A 21812-nucleotide genomic window follows, 5' to 3' on the forward strand; every position below is an offset into this window, starting at 1 on the left:
GCCCTCGCAGCATGGTCGGGCCGGCAATCTTGCCGTCAGCGCGCCGTCGCGGCCGCTCCCGCGAATTCCTCGCGCAGCAGCGGGTATAAACGCCGGTAGCGGGCCAGGCGCTCGTCCAGTGCGCCGGACGGCTGCGGCGCGACCGTTGCCTGCACGGGCGGGCGCGCGCACACCTGGGCGGGCGACAAGCCCGTCACCGCCATCTGCGCCAGGCGCGCCGCGCCCAGGGTGCCGCCGGCCACGCCGTGGTCGTGGCGCAGCACGTGCAAGCCCGAGGCGTTCGCGCACAGCTGCGCCCAGAAGCGGCTGCGCGAGCCGCCGCCCACGAACGAGGCCTCCGTCAACCGCGTGCCGGCGCTGCGCAGGGCCGCATTGCCGTCGGCCATGGCAAAGGCCACGCCTTCCATCACGCTGTAGGCCAGCTCCGCGCGCCCGTGTTCCGTCGACAGGCCGAAAAACACGCCGCGCGCTGCCGCATCGTTGTGCGGCGTGCGCTCGCCGCTCAAATACGGCAGGAAGATGGGCGCCTTGCGCGCCTCGACGCTTTCCGCCAGTGTCACCAATTCTCCGATGTCGTTCGACTGCGTCAGCCGCGCCACCCAGGCGAGGCTGGACGCGGCGCTGAGGATCACGCTCATCTGGTGCCAGCGTCCGGGAAGGCAATGGCAGAACGCGTGCACGCCCTGGCCCGGATTCGGCGCGAAGCCGTCGCTGCCGGCAAACAGCACGCCGGACGTCCCCAGTGACAGCAGGCCCGCGCCCGCTTCGACCACGCCCAGGCCCACGGCGGCGGCCGCGTTGTCGCCCGCGCCGCCGGCCAGCAGCACCGCATGCGCGATGCCCCACTCCCGGCACAGGGCCGGGCGCACCTGCGCGGCGACGGCGCTGCCCTCGACCAGGCGCGGCATGTGCTCGCGCGACAAACCGGTCGCGGCCAGCATGCGCTCGGACCAGTCGCGCCTGGCCACGTCCAGCCACAGGGTGCCGGAAGCGTCGGACATGTCGGAGACATCTTCCCCCGACAGGCGCAGGGCCACGTAATCCTTGGGCAGCAGGACTTTACTGATGGCGCGGAACAGCGCCGGTTCGTGCTTTTGCAGCCACAGCAGCTTGGGCGCCGTGAAGCCCGGCATGGCCTGGTTGCCCGTGATGGCGCGCGACTCGGGCACCAGTGCCTCGAGTTCCGCGCATTCGGCAAAGGCGCGCGTGTCGTTCCACAGCATCGCCGGGCGCAGCACGCGCTGCCGCTCGTCGAGCAGGGTGGCGCCATGCATCTGCCCCGACAGGGCGATGCCGCGCAAGCCGGAAAACGCCAGCGGCTGGGCGCTGCGGATGGCGGCGATCACGTCCAGCGTGGCCTGCCACCACTGCTCGGGATGCTGTTCCGACCAGCCGGGATGGGGAGTCGATACGGGCAGGGCCACGCCGCTGCTGGCGAGGATGGTTTGCGCGTCATCGGTAAGGATGGCCTTGACTTCGGAAGTGCCGATATCGATGCCGAGATAGCTCACGATGGTTCCATGAAAAGTGTATGGGCCGCCGCGTGCGGCGGCGATGTCACGCTATGGTAATGGCCCGGCGCCGCCGGCAGCGGGCTTTTCCGCATACTTTTCCCCGCTTTGCCGGTACGCGCCGGCCAAGCTAGCCATGCTGGCGGAAGTCGCGGCGGTAGACATTCGTGTCCTTGCCATCCGGCGGCAGCCGCGCAAAACGCTCGAAGCGCAAGCCCAGCTTGTTGAGCAGATTGATCGACGCCTGGTTCTGCTGCGAAGTGATGCCGTACACGGTGGGCAGGCGCAACACGTGCTGCGCATGGCGCATGACGGCAGCGGCCGCCTCCCAGGCATAGCCCTGGCCCCAATACGCGGGCAGCAACGCGTAGCCGATGTCGGGACCGGGCAGGCTGGCGCGCAGTATCAGGCCGCAGATGCCCATGGCGACGCCGTCGCTGCGCCGTTCGACGATGCAGAAGGCATAGCCATGCTGGCGAAACTGCGCCATCGCTCCCGACTCCAGCGCCGCGCGGGCCGCCTCCACAGTGTGCAGGTTGCGCTGGCCGATATGCGCGATCCATGACGGTTCGTTGACCAGCGCCAGATAGAACGCCGCATCGTCGGGCGTGACGGTGCGCAGGCGCAGGCGCGGCGTATCGATGACGGTGATCGGCTCGATTGTCAGTCCGGTCATGGCGCCGCTCATGCCGGCCACTGCATCGGATCGGTGAGCAGCTGGTACATCACGTAGGCGTCGACATAGCCCAGCTGCGCGTGGCGGTAGGCCAGCGGCAGGGTAGCGACCACAGTGAAGCCCAGCTTTTTCCACAGGGTGACGGCGGCCAGGTTGGTGCTGACGACGAAGTTGAACTGCATCGCCAGATAGCCCGCGCGGCGCGCCTCTTCCATGCAGTGCACGCCCATCAGGCGGCCCACGCCCACGCCCTGCGCGGCCGGATCGACCATGAACGAGGCATTGGCCACATGCGATCCATGGCCAGGCTGGTTCGCCACCAGCTTGTACATGCCCAGCAGGCGCTCGCTGCCCATCACGGCGACAAAGCTTTGCACGCCGGGGCCGAACCAGTAGGCGTGGCACGCTTCGCGCGTGGTATCGGCGGGGAAGGTGTAGGTGTCGCCGCCGGCCACCAGGGTCTGGAAAATCGGCCACATAGCGTCAAAATCGGCTTCGTTGGCCGGGCGGATATCAATTTCTTTCAAGGCGGTGCTCCCGATAACAAGTGATGGCCAATTGTATCAGCGCCCCAGGCGGAAGTTCACACTCCCGGGCCGCCCCGGCAGGTGCAGGCGCGATTGCGCGCGCGGCGCCTCGCTGACGACTTTCCCGCGCCGCAGCACCAGGCGCCGCGCCGCGCGCAGGCGCAGCGCTTCCACGGTACTGCCGCAATCGAGAATCAGCAAGTCGGCGTGGCAGCCGGGCGCGATGCCGTAGCCGTCCAGTCCCAGGATGGTCGCCGGCGTCTCTGTCACCGCCAGGAAGCAGTCGTGCATGGCCTGCTGGCCCGTCATCTGCGCCACGTGCAGTCCCATGTGCGCCACTTCCAGCATGTCGCCCGACCCCAGGCTGTACCACGGGTCCATCACGCAGTCGTGGCCGAAGGCGACGGGAATGCCGGCGGCCAGCATTTCGGGCACGCGCGTCATGCCGCGGCGCTTCGGATACGTGTCGTGGCGCGCCTGCAGGGTGATGTTGATGAGGGGGTTGGCGATGGCCGCCACGCCTGCCTCGCGGATCAGGGGCAGCAGTTTGCTCACATAATAATTGTCCATCGAGTGCATGGAGGTCAGGTGCGAGCCCGTCACCCTGCCCTGCATGCCAAGACGCTGGCTATGGAAGGCCAGGGTTTCGATATGGCGCGACAGCGGGTCGTCCGACTCGTCGCAATGCATGTCGACCATCAGGCCACGCTCGCAGGCAAATTCGCACAGCAGGCGCACGGATTCGGCGCCGTCGGCCATCGTGCGCTCGAAATGGGGAATGCCGCCTACCACGTCGACGCCCATGGCGATCGCCCGCTTTAAATTATCAAAGGCGCCGGGACTGCGCAGGATGCCGTCCTGCGGAAAGGCCACCAGCTGCAAATCGAGATACGGCGCCACCTGGCGTTTCACGTCGAGCAGCGCTTCGACGGCCAGCAGGCGCGGATCGCAGATATCCACGTGCGAGCGGATGGCCAGCAAGCCGCGCGCCACGGCCCAGTCGCAATATTGCAGGGCGCGTTCCACCAGCGCGTCCTGCGTCAGCTGCGGCTTCAGCTCGCCCCACAGGGCGATACCTTCGAGCAAGGTGCCGGAAGCGTTGACGCGCGGCAAGCCGTAACTGAGCGTGGCGTCCATGTGGAAGTGGGCGTCGACGAAGGGCGGCGTGACCAGGTCGCCCTGCGCGTCGATCTCCTGCGCGCCCTGTACCGGCAGGGCGGGGCCGACGGCGGCGATGCGGCCATCCTCGATGGCGATATCGGTGGCGCGGCGCCCGTCGGGCAGGCTGGCGTTGCGGATGACAAGGTCCATGCGGACACTCCTTCAGTTGACTACGGTGCCTGGCGCTTCAAGTTGATTGCCATTTTATACATTTTTTCGGGGATGCTGCAGTGCACGAACTCAGCCACTCGCAAAAGCATAGCCATAGATTCCTTGGCAACGCTTTGCGCGCGCGCAAACTTCCCGCAAATGCTGCCAGGCGCATGAATAGCGCAAGCACATGCCACGCGAGCAGAATAAAATAACTTTCAACCAACTCGAATCACCGCTAGAATATTCATATTGCGTTGCATCATAAAAAGTCTATGATCAGCTGTTCAGCACGCTACCCACTTTACAAAACGCGGCCAACTCTGGTTTTCGGGATTTTGCAGAGCGTTTTGCCAGCATTTTAATCCGTACAAAGGAGTAAATATGTTTCCGCTTCCAGAACACATTTCCAGCGCCGCCAAGTCGCAACTGGAAAACCAGCTGCAAATCTTCAGCAATCTCACCAGCAAAGTCTTTGAAAGCGCCGAGAAAATCATCGCGCTGAACCTGAACGCCGGCAAGGCCGCCATCTCGCAGACAGCCGAGACGGCCCAGCATCTGCTGGAAACGCAGGACCCGCGCGACTTCTTCAGCTACAGCACCAGCCAGGCGCAGCCGAATATCGAAAGCGTGCTGGCCTACAGCCGCCAGCTGTTCGGCATCGCCTCGAGCACCCAGGCCGAATTGCTGGCCTCGGCCAAGGCCCGCCTCGATGAGGCCGCCCCTGCCGTCGCAACGGCTCCGGCTCCTGCCGCAGCCAAGCCCGCGCCGGCCGTCGTCGCGCCCGCCGCCGCACCTGCCCCTGCAGCAGCGCCTGCGCCCGTTGCCGCCAAGCCGGCCGAAGTGACCAGGCCCGCTGAAGTAGCCAAGGCCGCGCCCGCCGCTGTTGCCGCGCCGGCCGCCAAGCCAGCGGCAGCGCCGGCCAAGGTTGCCGAGAAGGCCGCCGACAAGCCCGCCGTGAAGGCGGCGGAAGTCAAGCCAGCGGCCAAGCCAGCAGCGGCACCCGCCGCCGCGCCAGCACCGGCCAAGCCGGCCGCGAAAGTACTTCCTTCGAGCAAACCGGCCGCCAAGCCGGCCAGCGCCGCCGGCAATACCGTAGCCAGGGCCGCCGTGAAGCACGCCGCTGCGCCAGCCGCCAAGCCGGCAGCCAAGACAGCGCCCAAGGGTGCGCCGTCGAAACAGCTCGACATGCTGGGCGGCGGCAAAGGCAGCAGCCGCAAGTAAGCCGCGCAAAGCACTGGCGCAGCAAAACAACGGGCTACGGCCCGTTTTTTGCGTGCCCATGCACAGCGCGCTTTTCCGCCTTGTTGTATCCTACGCGTACTTTCCGTCCGCGTGCCCGCCCTTCCGCCCCGCGACACCCCATTACTGCAAAACAAAAGGTAACCATGAGTTTATCGAGGCTCATCGCCGGCTTCGTGCGTCAGCATTGGCCGGCGTATGCCGCCGCCGCCGTCATGCTGACAGGCGTGGCAACACTGACCGTCTGGATACCGCGCCGCGTGGGCGCCATCATCGACGCGCTGGCCGCGCACCGCATGACGGCCGCCGAACTGTGGCTGGAGCTGCTGACCCTGCTCGCCGTCGGCGTCGTCATCTATTTCCTGCGCGTGGGCTGGCGCATCACCCTGTTCAAGGCCGCCTACCAGCTGGGCGTGATGCTGCGCACGCGCTTCTACACGCGCATGTCGCAGCAGGGCGCGTCGTTTTACCAGAACCAGCGCACGGGCGACCTGATGGCGCTGGCGACGAACGACATCGACGCCATCGAAATGGCCGCCGGCGAAGCCATGCTGGCCGGTTTCGACGGCACATTGACCCTGCTGATGGTGCTCGGCATCATGCTGCTGGGCGTGGACTGGCGCCTGGCCTGCATCTCCCTCCTGCCCTTCCCGCTGATGGGACTGGCCTTCTGGCGCATCTCCAGCCATATCCACACGGCGTCGACGGATTCGCTGAAACGCTTTTCCGCGCTGAACGACCACGTGCAAGAGTCCTTGTCGGGCGTGCGCACCCTGCGCGCGCTGGGCCTGGAAGAGCGCAGCAGCAAGCAGTTCTCCATCCTGGCCGGCCACGCGGCCAACGCCAGCCTGACGGCGCAGCGCTGGGAGGCGGCGTACGAGCCGGCCGTCGGCCTGACCCTGACGGCGGCCACGGCGCTGACCCTGGGCCTGGGCGGCTACCTCGTGTGGCAAGACCAGCTGACCATCGGCGCGCTGACGAGCTTTTCCATGTACCTGGGCCAGCTGATCTGGCCCATGTTCGCCGCCGGCTGGGTGTTGTCCCTGATCGAACGGGGCCGCGCCGCCTGGCAGCGGCTGCAACCCATGTTAGATGCGCCGCTGGCCATCGACGACCATGGCAGCATCGCCACGCTGACGCCCGGCCCCCTGCACTTGCAGGACATCGGCTACGCCTATGCGGGCCAGACGGCGCCGGCGCTGTCCGGCATTTCGCTGCGCTTGCTGCCTGGCCAGACCCTCGGTTTGGTGGGGCCCACGGGCAGCGGCAAATCGACCCTGCTGCGCGTGCTGCTGCGCCAGGTCACGCCGCAATCGGGCGCGGCCACCTGGAGCGGCCAGCCGCTGGACGCCTACACCCTGCATGCGCTGCGCGCGGCCATCAGCTGGGTGCCGCAGGAGTCCTTTTTATTCTCCGCCACCATCGCCGACAATATCGCTCTGGCCCGCCCCGGCGCCACGCGCGGGGAGGTGGAGCGGGCGGCGCAGCTGGCCGACATCCATGCCGACATCCTGCAGTTCCCGGACGGTTATCAGACGCATGTGGGCGAAAAAGGCATCACCCTGTCCGGCGGCCAGCGCCAGCGCGTGGCGATTGCCCGGGCCCTGCTGGCCGACAACGGCCTGCTGCTCTTGGATGATGCGCTGTCGGCCGTCGATACGGGCACGGAAACGCGCATCCTGCAGCACCTGGAAGCATTGCGCCGCAAGCGCCCCGAGCGCAGCGCCATCATCGCCAGCCACCGCCTGAGCGCCGTCGTCAACGCGGACCTGATCCTGGTGCTGCGCGACGGCCTCGTCACGGAAACGGGCAACCACGACGCGCTGATGCAGCGCGACGGCTGGTACGCCAGCCAGTGGCGCTATCAACAACTGGAGGCCAGCCTCGATGCCATCTAATAAGACCGACCAAGCCGCCAGCGCCACGCCATCCGTGCGCCGCCAGGCCGCGCAAGCCGTCGGCCTGCTGCGCCACGCCGCCGCGCCCGACCTGCGCCATTTATATTGGGCCACGTTCTGGCTGATCCTCGCCGCCGCCCTCGAAGTGACGGGGCCGATCCTGGGCAAGGCCCTGATCGACCAGCACCTGCTGCCGCGCCACCTGGACTGGACGCGCATGTCCCTGCTGCTGGGCGGCTGCCTGCTGACGGGCTGGGTCGCTTCCGGCCTGCGCTATTTGCAGCTGGTGCGCCTGTCCGGCCTGGCCATGCGCTCGGTGCAGCGCCTGCGCGAAACCGTGTATCAGCACGTGCTGCGCCTGCCGATGGCGTTTTTTGACCGCGCCATCACGGGGCAGCTGGTCAGCCGCGTCACCAACGACACGGAAGCCGTGAAGTCGCTATACGTGCAGGTGCTGTTCGTCATCCTCGACAGCTCCATCGTCCTCGTCGGCACCATGGCCGCCATGGCCTTCCTCGACTGGCGATTGATGCTCATCGTGCTGGCCCTGCTGCCGGCCGTGCTGGCCATCGTCTTTTTGTACCAGCGCTGGAGCGCGCCGGCCGTCACGCGCGCGCGCGCCCTGCGCAGCGAGATCAATGGCCAGATCGCCGAATCGATAGGCGGCATGAGCGTGCTGCAGGCGAATAACGCGGAAAAGCGCTTCGGCGCGCGCTTCACGGGCATCAACCAGGACCACTACACGGCGCGCATGCAGGAATTGCGCGCCAACGCCTGGCTGCTGCGCCCCGCGCTCGACATGCTCAACATCGTGCTGCTGGCCGTCGTTATCTTCAGCTTCGGCCGGCGCGAGATGGGCGCCGTGGAAGTGGGCGTGCTGTATGCGTTCATCAGCTACATCGCGCGCGTGATCGAACCCTTGATCCAGATCACCATGCAGTTCAGCCAATTGCAGCAATCGGTGGTGGCGACGGCGCGCGTCTCGGCCCTGCTGGACGAAGCGCAGGCGCTGGAACACGCGCAGGGACGGGAAACACCGGCCCTGCGGCAGGCAAAAACGGGCAGCGACGCGCCCGCCGTCGACATCGCCCGCCTGACCTTCGCCTACGTGGAAAACCAGCCCGTGCTGCACGAGCTGTCGCTGACGATTCCCCAGGGCGCGTTTTTCGGCATCGTCGGCCACACGGGCAGCGGCAAGTCGACCCTGCTGTCCCTGCTGCTGCGCTTCTACCCCGTCACGCAGGGCAGCATCGCCATCAACGGCGTGCCCCTCGACAGCATCGACAACGAGCACTTCCGCGCCGACGTGGGCCTGGTGCCGCAAGACCCCTTCCTGCTGGCCGCCTCGGCGCGCGAAAACATCGACATGGGCCGCGGCTACACGCAGCAGCAGATCGAAACGGCCGCGCGCGCCGCGCATGCGCACGACTTCATCGCCGCGCTGGAACACGGCTACGACACGCCGCTGGGCGAAGGCGGCTCGCGCCTGTCGTCGGGGCAGAAGCAGCTGATCGCCATTGCCCGCGCGCTGGCCGGCCAGCCGCGCATCCTGCTGCTCGACGAAGCGACGTCGCGCATCGATAGCCAGACGGAGCAGATCGTGCAGACGGCCCTCAACGAATTGCGCGGCAAGGTGACGGTCATCGCCATCGCCCACCGCCTGTCGACCATCCGCGACGCGGACCGGATCATCGTGCTCAACCATGGCCGCATCACGGAGGCGGGCCCGCACGACGCCCTGATGCAGATAGAAGGCGGCCTGTACCAGCGCCTGTATCTGCTGCAGCAACTGGCAGTTTGATAGGCACGGGGCGCCGTTGCATCGCGCCACTTTTTTTCTGTGCGGCATTAAAAATGCCGTACAGACGGGAGTATATTCATCTGGCGGGCAGCGCCGACGGCCCCAACTACACTTGCGGGGGACGCCATGCGCAGCAAACTGTCGATCAGGAATATCTTCACCGCCATTTTTCTGCTCAGCCTGGCGCTCTCCGTCATCAGCCTGTGGGCGCTGTTCCGCGTGGCGGGCAAGCAGGCCGAGGCGAACCGCGTCACTGAAACGCGCTACCAGTCCTACCTGCTGGCCGACGAACTGCGGCAAAGCTCGGACGACCTGACCCGGCTGGCCCGCACCTACGTCGTCACCGGCGACGCCAGGTACGAGCAGCAATACCTGGACATCCTCGACATCCGCAACGGCAAGAAGCCGCGCCCCGCCCACTACGAGCGCATCTACTGGGACTTCGTGGCGGCAGGCGTGCCCGTGCCGGCGTCGACGGGACCCGCCGTGCCCCTGGCCGAACTGATGCGCAAGGCCGGCTTCAGCGAGCAGGAATTCGCCAAGCTGCGCGAAGCGCAAGCCAATTCGGACGGCCTGGTCAAGACCGAGGTGATCGCCATGAACGCCGTCAAGGGCCGCTTCGACGACGGCAGCGGCAACTTCACCAGGACCGGCCCGCCGGACCTGGAAATGGCGCGCGCCATCATGCACGACGCCGCCTACCACAGCAACAAGGCCAGGATCATGCAGCCGGTAAATGAATTCCTCACGCTGCTGGACCAGCGCACGAGCGCGGCCGTGCAGACGGCGATGAGCGGCACCATGGCCGCCTATTCCGTCACGGTCGGCGTGCTGCTGGTGTCGGTCATGGTCTCGCTGCTGTGCCTGTTCCTCGTGTACCGCCACATCAAGCGCAGCCTGGACCAGGCGATCGCCACGGCGCAGCTGATCGCCGGCGGCGACCTGAGCATTGACGCCGTCATCGAAAGGGCCGACGAAATCGGCGTGCTGCTGCACGCGATGAACACCATTAACGCCAACCTGACGGGGCTCATAGGCGACATCCGCAGCAGCACCGGCGAAATGTCGGTGGCCACGCACGAAATTGCGCTGGGCAATGCCGACCTGTCGGCGCGTACTGAAGCGCAAGCCAGTTCCCTCGAAGAGACGGCCAGTTCGATGGAAACGCTGACGGCCACCGTGCGGCAAAACGCCAGCAACGCCGGCGAGGCGAACCAGCTGGCCGTCACCGCCTCGGCCGTCGCCGTGCAGGGCGGCGCCGTCGTCGCCCAGGTGGTCAGCACGATGGGCGCCATCAAGGAAAGCTCCAGCCAGATCGCCGACATCATCGGCGTCATCGACGGCATCGCCTTCCAGACCAACATCCTGGCCCTGAACGCGGCCGTCGAGGCGGCGCGGGCGGGAGAACAGGGGCGCGGCTTCGCCGTCGTCGCCGGCGAGGTGCGCAGCCTGGCCCACCGCAGCGCTGCGGCCGCCCAGGAAATCAAGACCCTGATCGGCGCCTCCGTGGAACGGGTCGACGCCGGCAGCAAGCTCGTCGACGAGGCGGGACGCACCATGGCGCTGGTGGTGGGATCGATCCAGAAGGTGGCGGCCATCATGAGCGAGATCACCAGCGCCAGCCATGAGCAGAGCGCCGGGATCAGCGAGGTCAACCAGGCGGTCACGCAGATGGACAACATCACGCAACAGAACGCCGCCCTCGTCGAGCAGGCGGCCGCCGCCGCCGAGAGCCTGCAGGAACAGGCGCAAGCCCTGATCGGGGCGGTCGCCATCTTCCGCCTGAAAGGCAGCGCGCCAGCACCGGCGGCCCTGACCCGGCGCTGATCCGCAGCCAAAGTGTGCACTTTCGCAAATTTCTGTGTGTGCCATGATATTTCTTGATTGCAACATCATATAATCGCTGCAGACAAGCGTGGTCATTGCGGGGGCGGGACGTTGGCAGGCAGACAGAAACGGGCATCATGGCGAAGGGCGCAGTGGCTGCTGGTATTGGCCTGCCTGCTGGCGCCTGGCGCGCGCGCCCAGGAAGACAATCTGGAACAGCGCATCGCCGCCGTGCGCGAAGATGGCCGCTTCGTGCCGGAACGCGCCCTGCTGCGCCTGCAGGAGGTGGAAACGCAGGCGCGCGGCGCGTCCCTGCTGGTACGCGCGGAATTCCTCACCCAGCTGAGCAACGCCCGCATGCGCCTGGGGCAGAACGACATCGCCATGCAGCTGGCCGAGGAGCTGATCGCCTACGCGCGCCAGCAGAACAGCGACGTGGCGCTGGCAAAGGGCATGCTCAACAAGGCCTACATCACGTTCGCCATGAACGAGCGCCGCGCCTCGCACCTGCTGGCCTTTGAAGCGGAACGCATCGCCAACCGCACGGAGGACCTGCCCGTGCGCGTGCAGGCCACCATCAGCGCGGGGCAATCCTGGGCCGAGGAAGGCAATTTCCCGTTTGCGTTGTCCAAGCTGCAGGCGGCCGTCGACCTGGCGCGCCAGAGCAATTCCCCCTCCAGCCTGGCCGCCGCCCTGAATGCCCTTACCCAGCTGTACACGCAGATGCGCGAATACGACAAGGGCTTCGAGGTGCTCGACGAGTTGCTGGCCGTCTCCGCGACGCTGGAGTCGCCGGGCCGCATGGCGCAGGCCAAGAATACGGAATACGGCCTGGCGCTCGACGCGCAGCAGCCGCAGCGGGGCCAGCGCGCCCTGCTGGCGGCGCTGGCGCTGGAGCGCCAGCTGGGCGCGCGCGGCATGGTGGCCACCACCCTGGTCAACCTGTCGGACAGCTATCTGAAACAGGGCGACTATGCGCGCACCCTGCGCTACGCGAATGAAGCCATCACGGCGGCGCGCCTGGTCAACAACGCGCAGGTGGAGGCGACGGCGCGCCTGAACATCGGCCAGGCGCTGATCGGCCAGGGACGGCTGCAGGAAGGCAAGCAAAGCGTGGCCACGGGTCTCGATTACTACGAGCGCACGGCCAACCAGCCGGATATGCAGGCCGTGCTGCTGGAATACGGCCTGGCGCTGGAAAAGGCGGGCGACCTGCGCGGCGCCGTGACGGCCTACCACCGCGAACGGGGCATTTCCAACCAGCTGTTCGAGAAGCAGCGGCAAAAGGCCGTGTATGAATTGCAGGAAAAGTATGAGGCGGAAAAGAAACAGCGGCAGATCGAGCTGCTGAGCCGCGAGAATCAGCTCAAGAGCACGGAGATCGACAACCGCCGCCTGCAGCAGCGCGTGTGGTGGCTGCTGGCGCTGGTGCTGGCCATGGGCTCGGCCATCGTCGGCTTGCTGTATCGCAAAGTGCGCCATGCCAACGTGCAACTGAAGGTGAAGAACCAGGAACTCAAGCGCCAGAGTTCGCGCGACCCCCTGACGGCCCTGTACAACCGCCGGCATTTCCAGGAATTCATGCGCAGCCATGCGGGCAAGCCCGTGCATCCCCCGGCCGGGAGCGAGGTGGTGGGCGCCCTGTTCCTGCTCGACGTCGACCATTTCAAGCATATCAATGACCGTTACGGCCATGCGGCGGGCGACCTGGTACTGACGACGATCGCCGAAACCTTGCACGACGTGTTGCGCGAAACAGACATGATCGTGCGCTGGGGCGGCGAGGAATTCCTCGCCTTCCTGCCAGCCGTCGCGCGCGACGGGCTCGACGACATCGCCTTGCGCATCCTCAATGGCGTGGCCGCGCAAAGCATTGCCTACCAGGGACAAGCCATCGGCGTGCACGTCTCCGTCGGCTTCGCGCCGTATCCGCTGGCGCCGCTGGGCCTGCCTCTGACGTGGGAGCGCAGCGTCAACCTGATCGACATGGCGCTGTACCTGGCCAAGGCGCACGGACGCAACCGGGCCTATGGCTTGCGCGGCTTCCGGCATGTGGAACGCACGACCCTCGAAGCGGTGGAGCAGGACCTGGAGCGGGCGTGGCGCGACGGCTATGTCGACTTGAGCGTGGTACTGGGTGCGGCCGATGGGAAGGGCCATGCGGGGAGCGCGCCGGCAGCGGCGGCAGATGGCGCCAAGGGCGCCTGCGGTACGGCCACCGCCAGCTGACAGAGCGCGCATGTCGCCGGCGGCAGCGGGCCGGGCCGGCGAAACCGGCCCGTGCCTGTATCGCGGTGATTACTTGTGCGCGGCGTCCTGCATCTTTTCGCCCGCTTTTTCCACTTTTTTACCGACCGCATCGGCCGCTTCGCTCATTTTCTTGTCGGCGTCAGCGGCAACCTGGTCCATCTTGGCACCCGTGTCGGCAGCAGCCTTGCTCATGGCATCGTCGGCCTTGGTCGCGGCGGCCTTGATGTCGGCTTCAGCCTTGGCGGCAGCCGCATCGATCTTCTGGCCCGCCTGTTCCGCAGGACCGGCGGCGACATCGCTCTTCTTCTGGCAGGCAGCCAGTGCCACGACCATCATCCCGGCGGCGCACACAGTCATCCAATTTTTGCTTACTTTCATGATATTCCCTTTCATTGTTATCAAAAGACACAGATCAGTTCGCAATATACACCTGCCTAAAATTTTCCAGCGTGCGCTAACGCACATAAAAACAGGCTTTTGTGGCGTAGTTGTAAGCAATAGTATCTTGACATCGTCATGGCGCCTTTCACGGTGGCCTATGTTGCTGTGCGCTACTGGCCCGGCGCGGCGTCGAGCAGCGAACGTTCGAGCAATTGCGACAACGCCGCGCGCAGCGCCTGCGTGCGCGCCGCCAGTTCCGGCCGCTTGTAGCGCTCGGCGGCGATCAGGTTGCTTTCCAGGCAGATACGCTCCCCCTTGGCCAGGCAAGCGTCGGCAGCGTCGAGCCGGGCGCCCGCTTGCGCCACTTTCACCCTGGCATCGAGTTCCAGGCTGTCCGCGTCGTCGCCCCAGCGCTTGACGTGCGCGGCCAGGCGCGTGGCGGCCAGGTCAGGCTCACCCGCGTCGAGCGCCTGGTTGACGCTGCCTTGCAGCGCCAGCCAGGCCTGCGCCCGCTGCTGTTGCCGCTCGCACGCGGCGGCGGATTTGGTAATGTTCGCCTGCAAGCGTTTGATCTGCGCGCCGGGCGCCCTGGCGCTTTTCAGCACGGCCAGCGCGCTGCGCGCCCCGTCCAGGTCGCATTGCGCCGCCAGCGCAGTGGCGGCCTCGACCTGTTCCGCCACGCTGGCCGGCTTATCGGCCGGCTTGTTATAAAACCAGATGCCGGTCAGCACCACGGCCGCGGCGATCCACGTGCGCAAGCGCACGGGCGGACGCGGCGGCGGCACCGAGCCCCTGACGGCCGGCTTCGCGGGCGGCGCCTTGGCTGGCGCTGGCGGCGGTGCGGGTGCGGGTGCGGGTGCGGGCCTGGGCGCCTGGGCAGGCTGCGGCGCGGGAATGGCGGAAGATGCGGGCAGCGGCGGCGGCATGGGCGGCAGCGGTGGCGGCGCCAAGGGGAGCGGCGGCGTGACTACCTTCTGCACAACAGTCGATGCGACAGCCTGGCGCGCGCCGCAAAACGGACAATGCGCCACGCACAGCGGCAAAGTCCGGCCGCAGGCGGCATTGACGCAAACTTCATTCACTTTTTCAGACACGTTCCAACCTTTTCCTGGATTTACTCAGCTGCATTCTGCCGCAATATTACCCCACGCAGGCAGCGCCACGGCGCGCCTGCGCAGTCATCCATAGACTTGATGCCGATCAAGAGGCCAGCGCCGCCACGGCCTAAGCTACAAGCACCGGCCACGCACAAGGAGATTGCCATGCCAGCCCATCTGATCATCGAAGACGGCCAGCCATGGTGGTGGGACAGCGCCGATATCTGGGTCGTGCCGGGCAATGATCCGAATGGCGCGCCCGGCGCGCCCATTGCCGGCACCAGCAATTATTTGTGGGGCCGCGTGCACAATACGGGCAATAGCGCCTCGAACGGCGTGCGCGTGGACTTTTACTGGGCAGACCCTTCCGGCCAGATCGCCGTCGGCGCCGCCACGCTGATCGGCTCCGCGTTTGCCGACTTGCCGCCGGGCGCCACGCAGGAAGTGCTGTGCCTGGTGCCATGGGTCCCCGTCATCGTCAATGGCGGCCACGAATGCCTGCTGGCCGTGGCCCACGGGCCTGGCGACGTCAACCCGCTGCCCGACCCGTTGCCCAGCGGCTTTCCCTTCCAGCCCAAGCAGCACGAGCAGATCGCCCAGCGCAATGTCACCGTGGTGCTGGCGGCCCGGCGCGCACAATTGCTGACCATCGCGGTGGCCGCCCTGCCGCGCGAAACGAAACAAGTGGAACTGCAGATCGAGTATGGCGGCGCGCTGCCGGAGCGCCTGCTGGCCACGCTCGGGCTTGAGCGATGGCAGCCGGCCAGGGATGCACGCCTGGTGGCGGGCCTGGCGCGCACGCCCCACTGCAATGGCGACGTGCCCGGCGAGCAAAAACTGGCGCTGGAAGTGCCGCGCGGCCAGGCGCAGGCCGTGTACCTGAGCGTGCGCGCCGAAGCCTTGCCGCCACGCCAATATGCGCTGCTGCGCGTGCTGGAAACGCAGGAAGGCAAGGTCATGGGCGGCATCACGTATGTCGTCACCGATCTGGAAAAAGAACAAGCTCAAGAGCAGCAAAGCCCCGAGGAGCAGGCATCATGAGCGACACCCCCATGCAGGTGCTGACGCGGCCGTTCGCGATCGAGCCCGCCACCAATATCATGTTGCCGGACGGCATCTTCGACAATGCCATCTATGGCTTGCGCGTCGCTGCCCACGTCACGAACACATCCGGCAACCCGCTGACGAACGTCACGGTGTACCTGGAAAGCGTTGGCGCCCCCGGCATCGCGCCCGTGGCGCGCACCTTCTTCTTTGCCAGCGTGCCCGCCGGCGCGGCCATGCTGGTGATGTGGGATGCCGACTTCCAGCACGCCACACCCGGCAAGCGCCTGGTCAGCTTTGTCGCCAAGGCCGACGGCTACACGCCGCGCCGCTCGATCCAGCAGATCTTCGTCTCGCAGACGCGCTTTGACAGCAGCACCAATACCTATACCTGCACGGTCGAGGAAGGCACGCTGGAACTGTCCAAGCCGCAGGGTCACGTGCCGGGCAAGCGCTGGGGCAGCACGGGCACGGATGGCAAGGAGTGCCGCTGCCCGCCCGGCCTGGGGCCCATCGTGCCGACCGGCATGACGCTCGTCTGGACGCCGAACCCCGCCTACGCGGGCACGCACGGGGATTTGCCGTTTGCCGACCCGTGGTGGAAAATCCTCGCCATCATCATCGCCATCATCGCCGCGCTGGTGGCCATCATTGCCGCCGCGCTCGGCTCCGGCAAGGCCAGCTTCAGCGTGGGCGGCACCTTCGATGAAACGCAGCCCGACGTGCACTGCTGTTCGCTGGAAGGAGCAGGCTCGGGCCAGCCCGAGTTCACGGTGGCGGGCGTGGCCTCGGCCATCGCCTCGGGCGCCATCGCCGTCGCCTGCTCCGATGTCGCTGACCCGTTCTGGCGTGGCCAGGAAGCAACACCGCCAGCCGCCGGCGAACTGACCCTGGCCGAACGAGTGGTGGCGAAATGGGTGCTGCCGGAAGCGCCGAACGCGGGCCTACCCTACACGGCCGACATCAGCTGGGAGTATGAGCGTTTCACCACGGGCGCCACCTACCAGCATGCCGTGAGCGAAACGCAAGTCAACATCCACGTGGCGGGGCCCGTGGAAACGGATACGCCCGCCGTCGTGCAAGCCTACGAACCGTTGTGGCTGCGCGCCAGCTTCAGGCGCGACAATGGCAATGTGTTCCGCGGCACGGAACTGTATGCCTTCGTGCTGTTCCAGGCGCCGCAGGGCCTGTATTTCGTGGAATCATTGACGGACGACGGCCTGGGCTTCGATCCCGGCGCCAACGACGGCGTGTACGCGGCCAGCCTGGACTTGAAGCGGGCTTACCGGACCCTGCTGCAATATGGACAAAAAGTCTACGGCACCTGGCGCATATTTGTCTTTGCGCAAGACGTCAACCTGACCAAGCCGGGCACGCCGCCGGAAATCGCCGCCCAGCACATCGGCGGCATGTTCGTCGCCAGCGCCATCGAAATCACCTTCGACGACACCCTGCCCTGCCCGCTCAAGGCGCAGGCGAATATCGTCGTGGTGTAATGTATGGGATCAGCCCCGCCGGGTCTGATCCCAGGTGCAGGCGTGGGTCGGACAGGCGCCAGCAGCATTATTGGATGCCCATGCAGGCACACCAGGAGCGGCGGGAAACATGTTCAGGGCCAGGCGCCGCACCGAAGGCAGTACTTCAGTACAGTAAGGTAAAAACGGGGCAGGCAACAACGCCATGGGCGTTTTATCAACCGCTCCTACACCTTGACGCTTTCAGGCTTGGCGATCACCGTGCGCGGAATAATATCCGTTGCCGGGCAAGAATCCATCGCATCCGAATACGCGAGCCAGCGCTGCAGGCTTTCCATGCGGCGGATGGTGATGCCCTTGCCATTGATGTAGCCGATCTGCTCGAAATTGGCGGGGCTGGTGGTCAGCTTCGACACGGTGGGCGCATTGTCGATCAGGCGGTCATACGCCTTGCGCGCCTTGTGCTCCCACTTGGCCAGCACGGGGTCATCGAATCGGTTGCTTTCAAAATACACGGTAATGGTGCGGTCGTGGTTGGCAAAGCCGACAATGGCCGCACCTTTGCGTATGGTCAACAGGACATCTTCCTTGACGCCCGTGACGGGAACAAACACGGCAGCACGGCCGTCCGTGTCGGGCCGCTCCATGGGAATATCTTGTCCGATTATGCTCATCGCATCACACTCTTAGTCATCGCCTGTTGGCTTGTTGTATTTCCATCTATCACCGAAAACGTGCCATGCGCAGGCGGACCGGGCCGCTGCGCCTGACCGCTCCCAGCCTCGCTGCCATGCTATGTATCAAATAATACATTGCCATAGGGCACTACACAAGAAAATCAGGGGACTGGCGCCATGGCGTCCTCCGCCGGATGGGGAATGGCGAGGCGCGCGGCAATCGCCTTATAATGCCCCGCTTATCTACTCAATCCGCATGACGACCTCGCCACCATGACGCTTCCCGAAAATGACACCAGCCGGCTCGACGCCATCAGCGCCGCCGCCACCGAAGTGGCCGCGCAAAACGTGGCCGACCTGCTGGCCATGGCCATCTGCCACCGCGCCGACGAACCGGCGCTGGTCGTCTGCGACAAGCGCAGCTGGCTCAACGTGGTGCTGACGGAAGCGTATCGCCAGGCCTTGCCGGACGCCGCCTTCATCGATTTCGACGACGTCACGCCGGACGCCGTGCTGGCCGCGTTTGCCGACCTGCCGGCAGGCAGCCTCGTCGTGCTGATCCAGTCGACCAGCTTCCGCCTGGAAGCGTTCCGCATCCGCATCGAACTGTTCAAGCGGGGCCTGAAGGTGATCGAACACGTGCATCTGTCGCGCATGCCCGGCGTGCAGGGGCTGCACTACATCGCTTCGCTGGCCTATGACCCCGCCTACTACCGCGGCGTCGGCCACGCGCTCAAGGCTCGCATCGACCGCGCCCGCCACGGCATGGTGGAAAGCGGCGGCGAGCAGCTGGTCTTCGCTTCCCCGTTCGAATCGGCCAAGCTCAATATCGGCGACTACAGCGGCATGAACAATATCGGCGGCCAGTTCCCCCTGGGCGAAGTATTTACGGAAGCGCAGGACCTGGAAGCGGTGAACGGGCGCGTGCGCATCTTCGTCTTTGGCGACACGCAGTTCATGGTCAACCGCCCCGACACGCCGATCACCCTGATCATCGACAAGGGCCGCGTGACGGGCACGGAGCACGCCACGCCGGAATTTCTGGCCATGCTGGAGATCATCCGCGCGCACGAAGGCGAAGTGTGGGTGCGCGAACTGGGCTTCGGCATGAACCGCGCCTTTTCGCGCGAACAGCTGGTCAACGACATCGGCACCTATGAACGCATGTGCGGCATCCACCTGTCGCTGGGCGCCAAGCATGGCGTCTACACCAAGCCGCAATTCAAGCGCAAGGATGCACGCTATCACGTTGATATCTTCGCCGTCACCGAGGCCGTCTACCTCGACGACGAGCGCGTGTACGCCGATGGCGCGTGGACGGTGGAAGCCGTCGCCTTCAGCTGATCGTCAATTAAGAAAACCGGCGGCGTCCAGCTCGCGGTCCCACGGCGGCACGGGCTGGTATTCAGCCACCAGGAAATCGATCAGCGCGCGCACCTTGGGCGACATCTGGCGGCTGGCCGGATACAGGGCGCTCAAGTGATTCAGGGGCAGCTCCCAGCCGGACAGCACGGGCAGCAGGCTGCCATCGAGCAGATTGCGCCAGGCGAGAAAGGTGGTGCTGTAGACGATGCCCAGCCCCCGCTGCGCCGCCTGCTGCAGCACCAGGCCATTATTGGCCGTGAAACCCGCCTGCACCCGCACGCTCACTTCTTCGCGCTGTTCCCCTTGTCCTCGCTGGAAATGCCAGTTCGTGCCATCGGTCAGGTGGCTGAAATGCAGGCACTGATGCTGCAACAGGTCTTGCGGCGTCTGCGGCACGCCCCATTGCGCCAGATAGGCGGGGCTGGCGCACAGCACGGCGCGGCACGGCGCCAGCGGACGCATGGCCAGCGCGCTGCTGTCCGGGATGCCGCCCACGCGGATGGTCAAGTCGAAGCCGTGGCGTATCGGGTCGAGCAGCGCATCGTCGACAAACAGCTCGGCCTGCACCTGCGGGTGCAGCAGGCTGAAACGGGCGACGGCATCGGCCAGCCAGGCGCTGCCGAAGCTCGACGGCGCCTGGATGCGCAGCGGCCCTGCCAGCGCGGCGCCCGCCTGCGCCACGTGCGCCACCATGCGCGCCGCTTCCTGCGCCTGGCTGACGGTGGCCATGCACGGCGCCAGGTAGGCGCGGCCGGCGTCCGTCAGGCTCACTTCGCGCGTGGAGCGGTGCAGCAGACGCGCATGCAGACGCTCCTCCAGCTGCATGATGGTCTTGCTGACCATGGCGCGCGTCAGGCCCAGGCGCTGCCCGGCCACCGTAAAGCTGCGCTGGCGCGCCACTTCGACAAAGATTTCCATCGCTTTTAGTTGATCCATATCAAAGATTGTCTTCGTTTTGACGACAATCTGTCAACCGCCGGGCGATTGTTTGCACACTGTCCCCATCCTACAATGGCGCCTTCTACCAATCTCCGGAGCCGCCGCCATGCTGACGATCGAACAACAAGAACAATACCAACGCGATGGCTACATCATCCTGCCCGATTTCAAGGGTGCGGACGAAATCGCCGCCCTGCGCGCGCGCGCCGAGCAGATTGTCAACGAATTCGATCCCAGCGTCAGCCAGTCCATCTTCACCACGCGCGACCAGGCAAAAAACACCAACGATTATTTCCTCGCCTCCGACAACACCATCCGCTGCTTCTTCGAGGAAGAGGCCTTCGGCGCGGACGGCCAGTTAAAGCAGGCGAAGTCGCTGTCGATCAACAAGATCGGCCACGCCATGCATGACCTGGACCCCGTCTTCCGCGCCTTTTCGGCCGACCCGAAGCTGGCCGAAGTGGCGCGCGACCTGGGCCTGGCGGACGCGCAAGTGTGGCAATCGATGTACATATTTAAACAGCCCGGCATCGGCGGCGAAGTGCGCTGGCACCAGGACGCCACATATTTTGAGACCACGCCGATCAGCGTGACCACGTTCTGGTTCGCGCTGGAAGACGCGACCCTGGACAACGGCTGCCTGTGGGCGGAACCGGGCGGCCACCGCGGCCCCCTGCGCGAACGCTTCATCCGCAACGGCGACCAGGTACGCGTGGAAAAGCTTGACGCCATGCCCTGGCCCGACGACAGCACGGCCGTGCCGCTCGAAGTCAAGGCCGGCGCCCTCGTCTGCTTCCACGGCTTGCTGCCCCATTACAGCGCGCCGAACCGCTCGCCCGTCTCGCGCCACGCCTATACCTTGCATGCCACGGACGGCCAGACCGAATACGCGGCGCACAACTGGATACAGCGCGACGCGGCGTTCCCCGTGCGGGGCTTCGTCTGATGCGCATCGACGTCTTCGCCGCCCACTGGGGCAATAACGAGCTGCCGCCCGAAGTCTTCATCGACAGGGTAGCGGCGGCCGGCTTCGACGGCATCGAAATGTCGCTGCCGCTGGACGCCGCCCTGCGCGAGGAATGGACGGGGCGCATCGCCGATGCTGGCCTGGACCTGATCGCCGCACAGTGGGAAACCGTCTTCCACGCTGACTTCGAGCTGCACCGCGCGGCCCTGGCGGAACTGCTGGAAAACGCCTGCCTGGCCCGCCCCGTGCTGGTCAACACGCACACGGGCAAGGATTTTTATACGCCGGCGCAGAACGGGCAACTGATCGACCTGGCCGCCGCCATCTCGGCAAAGCACGGCGTACCCATCGTGCATGAAATCCACCGCAGCCGCTTTTCCGGCCATCCGATGCTGCTGCTGCCGTATCTGCAGCAGTATCCGCAGCTGCCCTTGACGGCCGACCTGTCGCACTGGTGCTGCGCCTGCGAATCGCTGCTGGAAGACCAGCCGCAGACCCTGGCGCAAGTACTGCCGCAGGTGCGCCACGTGCATGCGCGCGTGGGCCATGCGCAGGGGCCGCAGGTGGCCGACTTCCGCGCGCCGGAAGCCAAGCCGGCGCTCGACGCCCACCTGGCGTGGTGGGACGCCATCGTCGCCCTGCGTCGCGCCGCCGGCGCCGAGCGCCTGACGTTCACGCCGGAATTCGGCCCCGCGCCGTACACGCAAACTCTGCCCTGGACGCAGCAGCCGGTGACGGATGCGTGGGAACAGAACGTCGCCATGCTTGCCCTGCTGCGCGCGCGCTACGCCGCTTAGGCGCCTGCGCCCCGTGCCGGATCGCCA

Annotated in this window: 18 protein-coding genes; 10 read left to right on the forward strand and 8 right to left on the reverse strand. The window is 66.2% G+C overall.

Annotation, left to right across the window (positions count from 1 at the left end):
• Nucleotides 1–35: 35 nt before the first annotated feature.
• The 4 genes from xylB to AC07VI_RS02545 form a co-directional block, all read right to left on the reverse strand.
• Nucleotides 36–1511, reverse strand: coding sequence for a xylulokinase (gene xylB / locus AC07VI_RS02530; RefSeq protein WP_492995594.1), 1476 nt, complete (start codon nt 1509–1511; stop codon nt 36–38).
• A gap of 130 nt (nt 1512–1641) precedes the next feature.
• Nucleotides 1642–2187: a GNAT family N-acetyltransferase gene (locus AC07VI_RS02535; RefSeq protein ID WP_226935392.1), complete on the reverse strand. Its 546-nt coding sequence runs from the start codon at nt 2185–2187 to the stop codon at nt 1642–1644.
• Nucleotides 2188–2195: 8 nt separating this feature from the next.
• Nucleotides 2196–2714, reverse strand: coding sequence for a GNAT family N-acetyltransferase (locus AC07VI_RS02540; protein ID WP_086146931.1), 519 nt, complete (start codon nt 2712–2714; stop codon nt 2196–2198).
• A gap of 36 nt (nt 2715–2750) precedes the next feature.
• Complete coding sequence (locus AC07VI_RS02545; RefSeq protein ID WP_086146932.1) at nt 2751–4025, reverse strand: amidohydrolase family protein; 1275 nt, start codon at nt 4023–4025, stop codon at nt 2751–2753.
• A gap of 384 nt (nt 4026–4409) precedes the next feature.
• Here AC07VI_RS02545 and AC07VI_RS02550 point away from each other — a divergent pair, with 384 nt between their 5' ends.
• The 5 genes from AC07VI_RS02550 (at nt 4410) to AC07VI_RS02570 (ending at nt 13022) form a co-directional block, all read left to right on the forward strand.
• The gene (locus AC07VI_RS02550; protein ID WP_086146933.1) at nt 4410–5249 is read left to right on the forward strand and encodes a phasin family protein; all 840 of its coding nucleotides are present in this window, start codon (nt 4410–4412) and stop codon (nt 5247–5249) included.
• Nucleotides 5250–5413: 164 nt separating this feature from the next.
• Nucleotides 5414–7165, forward strand: coding sequence for an ABC transporter ATP-binding protein (locus AC07VI_RS02555; protein WP_492995597.1), 1752 nt, complete (start codon nt 5414–5416; stop codon nt 7163–7165).
• Nucleotides 7155–8966: an ABC transporter ATP-binding protein gene (locus AC07VI_RS02560; protein WP_086146935.1), complete on the forward strand. Its 1812-nt coding sequence runs from the start codon at nt 7155–7157 to the stop codon at nt 8964–8966. The genes AC07VI_RS02555 and AC07VI_RS02560 overlap by 11 nt, the downstream gene beginning before the upstream one ends.
• Nucleotides 8967–9092: 126 nt before the next feature.
• Nucleotides 9093–10793 (forward strand): methyl-accepting chemotaxis protein, encoded by a 1701-nt coding sequence (locus AC07VI_RS02565; protein ID WP_492995599.1) that lies wholly within the window; start codon nt 9093–9095, stop codon nt 10791–10793.
• A 165-nt stretch (nt 10794–10958) separates the two neighbouring features.
• On the forward strand, nt 10959–13022 hold the full coding sequence (locus tag AC07VI_RS02570) for a sensor domain-containing diguanylate cyclase (protein ID WP_367301829.1): 2064 nt from the start codon (nt 10959–10961) through the stop codon (nt 13020–13022).
• A 69-nt stretch (nt 13023–13091) separates the two neighbouring features.
• On the opposite strand, the gene AC07VI_RS02575 is transcribed toward AC07VI_RS02570, so the two are convergent.
• Entirely contained in the window at nt 13092–13400 is a 309-nt protein-coding gene (locus tag AC07VI_RS02575; RefSeq protein ID WP_492995601.1) for a hypothetical protein, read from the reverse strand.
• Nucleotides 13401–13594: 194 nt separating this feature from the next.
• Entirely contained in the window at nt 13595–14518 is a 924-nt protein-coding gene (locus AC07VI_RS02580) for a hypothetical protein (RefSeq protein ID WP_494808770.1), read from the reverse strand.
• 168 nt (nt 14519–14686) lie between these two features.
• Between AC07VI_RS02580 and AC07VI_RS02585 the strand changes: the two genes are divergently transcribed.
• Complete coding sequence (locus AC07VI_RS02585) at nt 14687–15562, forward strand: hypothetical protein (RefSeq protein ID WP_492995605.1); 876 nt, start codon at nt 14687–14689, stop codon at nt 15560–15562.
• Nucleotides 15559–17061 carry a choice-of-anchor X domain-containing protein gene (locus AC07VI_RS02590; RefSeq protein WP_492995607.1) on the forward strand — a complete coding sequence of 501 codons (1503 nt, stop codon included), beginning with the start codon at nt 15559–15561 and terminating at the stop codon, nt 17059–17061. Before AC07VI_RS02585 ends, AC07VI_RS02590 begins: the two co-directional genes overlap by 4 nt.
• Before the next feature lie 206 nt (nt 17062–17267).
• On the opposite strand, the gene AC07VI_RS02595 is transcribed toward AC07VI_RS02590, so the two are convergent.
• Entirely contained in the window at nt 17268–17687 is a 420-nt protein-coding gene (locus AC07VI_RS02595) for a hypothetical protein (RefSeq protein ID WP_086143959.1), read from the reverse strand.
• Nucleotides 17688–17990: 303 nt separating this feature from the next.
• Here AC07VI_RS02595 and AC07VI_RS02600 point away from each other — a divergent pair, with 303 nt between their 5' ends.
• Nucleotides 17991–19061 (forward strand): M29 family metallopeptidase, encoded by a 1071-nt coding sequence (locus AC07VI_RS02600; RefSeq protein WP_099374250.1) that lies wholly within the window; start codon nt 17991–17993, stop codon nt 19059–19061.
• 3 nt (nt 19062–19064) lie between these two features.
• On the opposite strand, the gene AC07VI_RS02605 is transcribed toward AC07VI_RS02600, so the two are convergent.
• The gene (locus tag AC07VI_RS02605) at nt 19065–20018 is read right to left on the reverse strand and encodes a LysR family transcriptional regulator (protein WP_226935396.1); all 954 of its coding nucleotides are present in this window, start codon (nt 20016–20018) and stop codon (nt 19065–19067) included.
• A gap of 109 nt (nt 20019–20127) precedes the next feature.
• Here AC07VI_RS02605 and AC07VI_RS02610 point away from each other — a divergent pair, with 109 nt between their 5' ends.
• Nucleotides 20128–20967, forward strand: a complete 840-nt coding sequence (locus AC07VI_RS02610) for a phytanoyl-CoA dioxygenase family protein (RefSeq protein ID WP_086143956.1) — start codon at nt 20128–20130, stop codon at nt 20965–20967.
• Nucleotides 20967–21785: a sugar phosphate isomerase/epimerase family protein gene (locus AC07VI_RS02615; protein ID WP_086143955.1), complete on the forward strand. Its 819-nt coding sequence runs from the start codon at nt 20967–20969 to the stop codon at nt 21783–21785. Before AC07VI_RS02610 ends, AC07VI_RS02615 begins: the two co-directional genes overlap by 1 nt.
• The last annotated feature ends 27 nt before the right edge of the window (nt 21786–21812 follow it).

The organism is Janthinobacterium sp. GW821-FHT03A03 (genome assembly GCF_059421435.1).